The following is a 7,045-nucleotide window of genomic DNA, read 5'->3' as shown; positions in this document are numbered from 1 at the left end:
AGTGCTGTGGCCGGAAAGGTTTGCCGGGTCGCGGCGTCCGGTGCGGTGCATCGCAAGGCGGAGGGCCGCGGCTCGTACTGGACGTACCAGCAAGGGCCGACAACGCGGCGAGGTGCCGTGCCGGGGGCCGCGACGCGGTGAACCTTTCCGGCCACAGCACTAGGCGCGGGTGATGTCGACCAGCCCGTGCAGGGCGGCGAGGCCGAGCGCCAGGAAGAAGTCGCCCCAGACGAGCTCGTGCCGGACCGCCAGCCCCTTCGCGGCGTCGTAGCAGCCGTCCAGCAGCATCCCGGGCGGGCGTCCGGCGCCGCGGACGCTGACGTGACGCTCCGCGAGGCCGCCGAGGATCGCCTCGGCCCGGTCCGCGCACCGCGCCGCCCGGGGGCCGGGCACCCGGGCGAGTTTGAGCAGGGCGACCGCCGTGATCGCGGCGGCCGAGGTGTCGAGCGGCCCGTCCGGCCGGGCGGTGTCGGCCGCCGGGACCGGCGCTGCGGCCGGGAACTCACCCTGCACGAGCAGGAGTTCGACGGCCTCGTCGAGCCGGGCCGCGGAGCCGGCCGCCGCGAGCTCCGGGCACAGCAGGGCGTCGGCGACCGCCAGGAGCAGCCAGGCCCGCCCGCGGCTCCAGCCCGGCGGCGGGTCCTCGCAGGGCTGCCAGCCCACGCCCGCGTCGAAGCGCAGGGCGGGCCGCAGCCGCGACCCCTCGTCGGGCGCCCGGCCCGTGCCGAGGCAGAGGTCGAGGTGGCGGTGGAGGTGGGCCGCAGCCGCGGCAGCCCCTCGCGGCCCGGCCCCGGCCAGCAGCGGTACGGCGCCCGGGACGCCGTCCACCCGGGCGAGCAGGCGGGGCCCGCCGAGCGCATCTCCCCAGGGCACGAGCCCGAGTTCGGGGTCATGGGCCGCCAGCAGGGCGCGGGCGGCCCGTGCCCGGAGCGCGGCCGTCTCGGCGTCGCCGCCGGAGGGATCGGTTCCGTACCAGAGGATCAGGCCGCGGGTGGCGGTGTCGGCCCGTGCCCACGGTTCGAGGCGGGCCGTGCACGCGGCGGCCGCGCGCCGGTCGGCCCCGTCGCCGGTGTGGCGCGCCCTCAGCCAGAGCAAGCCGGCCCAGAACCCGCCGGTCCACGAACCGCGGCCGGTGCTCGTCCACCGCCCGTCCTCCGGTTCGGCGTACAGCGGGAAGCGGGGACCCACGGCCTCGGCGGTCACCGCCACCCGCTCCATGACGGCTTCGAAGGTCCGGTCGAGCCCGGTCGTGCTCATCCCGTACCCTCCCGCCGGTCCCGCCGGTCCCGCCGGTCCCGTACGGCCCACAGGAACGCGACGGCTGCCGCCGCGGCGAACTCCGCCGCGACCAGCAGCCAGCCCGGTCCGTACCGTCCGCTCTGCGCGAGCAGACCGAACAGCGGCGGGCCCACCGCGAATCCGCCGAAGAAGCCGGCGGCGACCAGCGCCGAATCCTGTCCGGCCCGGCCGGGGACGGCCCGCTGCATGACCAGCACCATCGACACCGCGTTGCCGGAGACGGCGAACACCCCGGCGGCGATCGCCCCGGCCCACACCAGCGGGCTCGCCAGCAGCGCGGCCGCCAGCAGGGCCGCCGCCGCCAGCGCCCCGCAGGCCAGCCAGCCCGGGAGCCACTCGGCCCGCCCGGGCCGGGCCGCCTTCGACCACCCCACGCGGCCCACGATCCCCGCCACGCCCAGTACGGCGACCAGCGCGCCCGCGGCCGTCGGGCCCATGCCCAGCCGCTGCGCGCCGAAGAGGGCGAGATAGGTGTTGACCGAGGCGATTCCGGCGCCGAGGAAGAGCGAGAAGACCGCCAGCCAGGCCACCATCCCCCGCGGCACGAGCGCCGTACGGGGCCCCGCGGGCGGCGCGGCGGGGTCGGCGGGCAGGACGCGCAGGGCCCACACTCCGGCGAGCAGGGCGGCTCCGGCGCCCGTCCAGACCGCGCCCCGCCAGCCGATCCCGCCCGCGAGCAGCGCGAGCGGCAGTCCGGCCGCGAAGGCGCCCAGCTGCACCCCGGACTGCTTGAGTCCGGTCACCGCGCCCCGCCGGGCGGGCGGGACACTGCGCAGCACGGCCTTGTTGGTGGCCGGGTTGGCCAGTGCCTGGGGTACGCCGCCCAGCGCGACGGCGCCGAGCAGCAGACCGGCACCGGGCGCGGCGCCGATCAGGGCGAGCGCCGCCGCCGAGACCAGCAGCAGGGCCACCAGTGAGCGCCGTGGACCGATCCGGTCCACGATCCGGCCCCCGGCCGGGGACAGGACGGCTGCGGTCCCGAATCCGATCGTGGTCGTCAGACCCAACACCGTTGCGGATACGCCGAGTTCGCTCACCAGCCGCGGACCCAACGCCCCGAGGAGGAACAGTTGCAGCATCGAGAACGCCATGGCGCAGGTGAGGAGCGCGGTCAACTGCCGCCCCGCCCCGCCGCCCTGCTCCGCCGGCGATGCGGTCGCCGTCCCCTCCGCCGCCACGAAGTCTCCCTTCCAAGGACGTTGAACTCTTCGATCGAGCGGGTAGGCAGTCGGATGGAGCGGCGGACCGGTTCCCCCGCTCCGCTGTGCCCTGCACCACATGAGACCGACGGCCCGGCCACGAAAGGCCGGGACGCGGGAACTTGTCCGGAAGTGCGCACCCCGATGTGCGGCTGGGGAGGCCGGTGCAAGGATGAGCCCTCCATGAACCCGGTCCGCTGTCTACGCCCCTTACGGGCTGCGATGTTCGCAGCCCTCTGTGTGCTGCTCGCGGCCACCGGACACCTGCTCATGTCGGGTACGGCAGTGCCCTGGTGGGCCCTGGCCGTCGCGTTCCCCGGCACGGCGGCGACCGCGTGGGCCCTCGCGGGCCGTGAGCGCGGGCTGCTCGCCGTCACCGCGGCGGCCGTCGCCGTCCAGGCGGTGCTCCACACCGGTTTCACCCTCTCCCAGTCCTTCACCCGGACCGCCGCGGCGGCCGGATCCGGGCAGATGTCGCAGCCACCGGCCGGTCATGCCGCTCACGCCGGGCACCAAGCGGCGGACGCCGTGGCCGGCATGAGCGACATGGGGGGCATGGGCGGCATGACCTTCGGGCCCCTGCCGGGCGGCATGCACGAAGCGGCCGCCATGTCCCCGGCGGGCATGCTGGCCGCGCACCTGCTGGCCGCCGTGCTCTGCGGGCTGTGGCTCGCCCACGGCGAGCGCGCCGCCTTCCGCGTGGTGCGCGCCGTCGCCGCACGCCTCTGGACCCCGCTGCGCCTGCTGCTCCGAACCGCCGTTCCCGCGCGCCGGCCGCGCGTCCGGATCCACCGTCGGCGCCGGCACCTCGCGCCGCGCCGGCTCTTCCTCGTCCACGCCATCACCTCACGGGGTCCGCCGACGGGAACCGCTGTCCTCTGACAGCTGGTTCCCCGAGCCGCGCCCGCGACCGCTCTCGCGCCCGCACCGCCGCGCCTCGGGCATCGGTCATGCCTTCCGGCAGGCCGTACTCCTCACCGGCCCCGCCGCTCGCGGCGCCGGACACCCCTTGCCCGTAAGGACCTTGTGGCGATGACTCCTGCCCTGACCGCTGCCTCCTCCCCCTCCTGTACCACCGGCGACCGGCCGGCCCGGCGCACCCACGACGCGGATGCGGCGGTGACCCGGCTGGCGCTGGACGCCCGCGACGGCGACCCCGTGAAGACCGACCGGTTCGTCCGCGCCCTCCACCGCGACGTCTGGCGCTACGTGGCCTACCTCAGCGCCGACACCCAGGCGGCGGACGACCTCACCCAGGACGTCTTCCTGCGGGCGCTCGCGAGCCTGCACCGGTTCGAGGGCCGTTCCTCCGCGCGGACCTGGCTGCTGTCCATAGCCCGCCGCACGGTGGTGGACAGCCTCCGCCACGCGGCCGCCCGGCCCAGACTCTCGGACCGCGCCGACTGGCAGACGGCCGCCGAGCAGACCCAGCCGTACGACGTGCCGGGCTTCGAGGACGGCATCGCCCTGGCGGAACTGCTCGCCCTGATCCCGGCCGAACGCCGGGAAGCCCTCGTCCTGACCCAGTTGTTGGGCCTGTCGTACGCGGAGGCGGCCACGGCCGTCGGCTGCCCCATCGGTACGGTCCGCTCCCGGGTCGCCCGCGCCCGCACCTCCCTCATCGCGCTCCTGACGGACACCCGGGCGGCCGAGCCGGCGCCGGAGCCCCCGGCCGCGCGGCACGACGGCGCCCCCGGGTCCCCGAGGCCCGCCCGGGCAGCCGGGGAGCGCATGCTCACGGCGGCAGCGGCGCTCGCCTGATCCCCGGTCCGTACGGGCGGGAGGGACCGCCGGGGCGCCGTGCGCGCCCGGCGGCGCCTCCCGCGTACGAGGCGGTGGATTTCGTGCCGCGGAACGGAAACGCGCGTCGCGGCCCGTGCCGACGCGCGCACGCGCTCGTTGCGGATGCACCGCGCTGCCGGTCCGCATCCCACCGGAACCGGGAGCAGGGCCCGGGGCGTGTACCCGGTCGGGGTGCCCTGACCTGGCCTTCGGCCACCCGTGGGCATGTCCGGCGCCCGGTCCCCGAGCCTGCCCGCAGGCATGCCACCGGGCCCGGAGGCATGCCGGGGCGACGCCGCACGGCTGTATGGCCGGACGCGCGGCAAGATATCAGCCTTCCGCGAAAGCGCCAGGATGTTTGTCGGATGGTGATGTCCTCCCGCAGCAGCGCCGCGCCCGGCACTAGCGTCCCGTGACACCCCGGGAATGCGGGTGTGCACCGCACGGCATGTGCGGCCCCTCCTGCCCCGCCACCCACTCCCGGCCCCTGGAGCGAGGAGGCACAGTGCTGTCAATGCGGCGGAGATCCATCAACAGCTTGTCGTTGGCCACGAAATACACAATTGGAAGCGGCCTCGTCATCACCGCCCTTGCGCTCACCCTGATTGCGCTGCTGATACCCGTGGACTCGTTCGGCGGGAAGGCCACGGCCGCCGTCGTGGCTCCGGCCGACGACGACGGCGGCGGAACGGTGAGTACGGCCTTCGGACCTCTGTCCGCCGCGGACCGGGACTTCATCCGCAAGGTGCGGCTCGCCGGCCTGTGGGAGCTTCCCGCCGGCCGGCAGGCCCAGCAGCGCGGGACGCGTCCCACGATCGTCACGGCCGGGGAACACCTCGTCGACGGCCACACCGAACTGGACCGGCAGGTCATCCAGGTCGGTCAGGTCCTCGGCGTCGACCTGCCCAACCAGCCCTCCGCGCAGCAGCAGGAATGGCTGGGCCAGCTGACCCGTGCGCGCGGGGACGAGTACGAGCGACTGTTCGTCCAGTTGCTGCGCAAGGCTCACGGAAAGGTGTTCGCGCTGCTGGCCGGAATTCGGGCGCAGACCAAGAACACCAAGGTCCGAGAGCTCGCAACGTCCGCCAACGCCACGGTTCTGGACCACATCACGGTCCTCGAAGACAGCGGACTCGTCGACTTCGACGCGCTTTCCGACAATGTCCAACCGACGAAGTGAAGTGATCGCATGAGTAAAAAGGGCCACAAACGCCCACGGCTGTCGAACAAGCTCCTGGGTGTGATCTCCGCGCTCGTACTCGGCGGTGGCGGGGTCGCCGTCGTCGCCGGGAACGCCTCCGCGGGCCAGGACGGCAAGCAGATGACGGCCACCATCGACTGCCCCGACGTGGGAGAGAAGCTCACTGCGGTCCCCGAACAGGCCAAGGCCGAGGTCGATGCGAACCTGGCCAAGCTGGACGACCAGGTGGCCGACGCCTACCGGCGGCTCGCGGCCGGCCAGGCCAAGGGCAACGCCCTCCTCGGCGAACTGAAGCAGCAGCGCGACAAGACCATCGCGGGCATGAACGACGCGATAGCCCGATCCGCCGCACCTCCGGCGGAACTCAAGTCGCTGAGTGCCTGCACGATGAAGCAGGCGCCGGCCGCGGACGACGGCGTCGCGGCGGCCGCGAGCAAGGGCGAGCAGGGAGCCGCGGCCCAGGCCGCCGCGCAGAAGGGCGGTCCGTCGAAGAACGACTTCGTCAGCATCAACAAGGTCCGGCCCAACGTGCGCAACCCCGCCCAGGCCGGGAACGCCTCGAAGGGGTCCTTCACCTCGCAGTGCGGCCGCAACGAGAACGGCCACTTCAACCCCGACAACGTCATCGTCGCCCCCGGCGTCTCCAACGGCGCCCACCACATGCACGACTACGTGGGCAACAACTCCACCGACGCCTTCTCCACCAACGACAGTCTCGCCAAGTCCGGCACCACCTGCAGCAACGGCGACCAGTCCAGCTACTACTGGCCCGTGCTGCGGCTGCGCGACGGCAAGGTGGAGCGGGACGCCAAGGCTCCCGGCGGCGGCCAGGACGGCAACGTCGGCACCATCCTCCAGCCGAAGCAGGTGTCGATCACCTTCAAGGGCAGTCCCGTCGGCAAGGTCACGGCCATGCCCCGCTTCATGCGCATCATCACCGGTGACGCCAAGGCCTTCACGAACGGCAATGCCAACGCCAACGCCTCGTGGAGCTGCACCGGATTCGAGAACCGGCAGCTGAAGGACAAGTACCCGGTCTGCCCGAAGGGCAGCGACGTGGTGCGCACCTTCACCTTCCAGAGCTGCTGGGACGGCAAGAACATCGACAGCGCCAACCACCGGACGCACGTGGCCTTCCCGGACAAGAACGGCCGCTGCCAGAACGGCTTCAAGGCCATTCCGCAGCTGGTCATGCGCCTCACCTACGGGGTGGCGCCGGGTGCCCGCTTCGCCGTGGACAGCTTCCCCGAGCAACTGCACAAGCCGGCGACCGACCACGACGACTTCATCAACGTGATGTCGAACAACCTGATGAACAAGGCCGTGGGCTGCATCAACGACGGGCGCAACTGCCGCTGATCCCCGGCGGCGGGGCTCCCCCCTCCACTCCCGGGTCGGATGCTCCTCCTCCACACCGCGTCCGCCCCGGGAAAGGTGTTGGCCCGGAGCCGACTTAGGGCCCACACCCCTCGCCCGTGGTAGCCGCCGATGCGTGCCCCGGCGGCGGTCACGAGTCCCGTTGCCGGGGGGCGCAGCGCGCAGCCCCCCCCCCCGGGGGGGCGCC

The 7,045-nt window shown here is 73.9% G+C and carries 6 protein-coding genes; 4 read left to right on the top strand and 2 right to left on the bottom strand.

From position 1 onward, the window contains the following. Positions 1–159: 159 nt before the first annotated feature. Both ACWGE1_RS38975 and ACWGE1_RS38970 read right to left on the bottom strand, forming a co-directional pair. Positions 160–1,257: a sugar ABC transporter permease gene (locus tag ACWGE1_RS38975; RefSeq protein ID WP_453425210.1), complete on the bottom strand. Its 1,098-nt coding sequence runs from the start codon at positions 1,255–1,257 to the stop codon at positions 160–162. Then, positions 1,254–2,477, bottom strand: a complete 1,224-nt coding sequence (locus tag ACWGE1_RS38970; protein WP_453425209.1) for an MFS transporter — start codon at positions 2,475–2,477, stop codon at positions 1,254–1,256. Before ACWGE1_RS38970 ends, ACWGE1_RS38975 begins: the two co-directional genes overlap by 4 nt. A gap of 243 nt (positions 2,478–2,720) precedes the next feature. On the opposite strand from ACWGE1_RS38970, the gene ACWGE1_RS38965 reads away from it, so the two are divergent. The 4 genes from ACWGE1_RS38965 to ACWGE1_RS38950 all read left to right on the top strand — a co-directional run bounded on the left by ACWGE1_RS38965 (position 2,721) and on the right by ACWGE1_RS38950 (position 6,840). Continuing rightward, on the top strand, positions 2,721–3,380 hold the full coding sequence (locus tag ACWGE1_RS38965; protein WP_453425208.1) for a hypothetical protein: 660 nt from the start codon (positions 2,721–2,723) through the stop codon (positions 3,378–3,380). Between the two features lie 150 nt (positions 3,381–3,530). Next, positions 3,531–4,259, top strand: a complete 729-nt coding sequence (locus tag ACWGE1_RS38960; RefSeq protein WP_453425207.1) for a sigma-70 family RNA polymerase sigma factor — start codon at positions 3,531–3,533, stop codon at positions 4,257–4,259. 565 nt (positions 4,260–4,824) lie between these two features. Next, positions 4,825–5,460: a DUF4142 domain-containing protein gene (locus ACWGE1_RS38955; RefSeq protein ID WP_453425206.1), complete on the top strand. Its 636-nt coding sequence runs from the start codon at positions 4,825–4,827 to the stop codon at positions 5,458–5,460. Positions 5,461–5,469: 9 nt separating this feature from the next. Beyond that, positions 5,470–6,840 carry a DUF1996 domain-containing protein gene (locus ACWGE1_RS38950; RefSeq protein ID WP_453425205.1) on the top strand — a complete coding sequence of 457 codons (1,371 nt, stop codon included), beginning with the start codon at positions 5,470–5,472 and terminating at the stop codon, positions 6,838–6,840. Positions 6,841–7,045 lie beyond the last annotated feature (205 nt).

The sequence above is a fragment of the Streptomyces sp. NPDC054932 genome (genome assembly GCF_053610205.1).
The sequence above is the reverse complement of the archived record's forward strand: the minus strand, read 5'-3'. Positions and strand labels throughout refer to the sequence as shown.

Bases quoted from the DNA above. Each gene is read 5' to 3' on its own strand.
- ACWGE1_RS38975 (WP_453425210.1), bottom strand. From the start codon at position 1,257: ATGAGCACGACCGGGCTCGACCGGACCTTCGAAGCCGTCATGGAGCGG.
- ACWGE1_RS38965 (WP_453425208.1), top strand. From the start codon at position 2,721: ATGTTCGCAGCCCTCTGTGTGCTGCTCGCGGCCACCGGACACCTGCTC.
- ACWGE1_RS38960 (WP_453425207.1), top strand. From the start codon at position 3,531: ATGACTCCTGCCCTGACCGCTGCCTCCTCCCCCTCCTGTACCACCGGC.
- ACWGE1_RS38950 (WP_453425205.1), top strand. From the start codon at position 5,470: ATGAGTAAAAAGGGCCACAAACGCCCACGGCTGTCGAACAAGCTCCTG.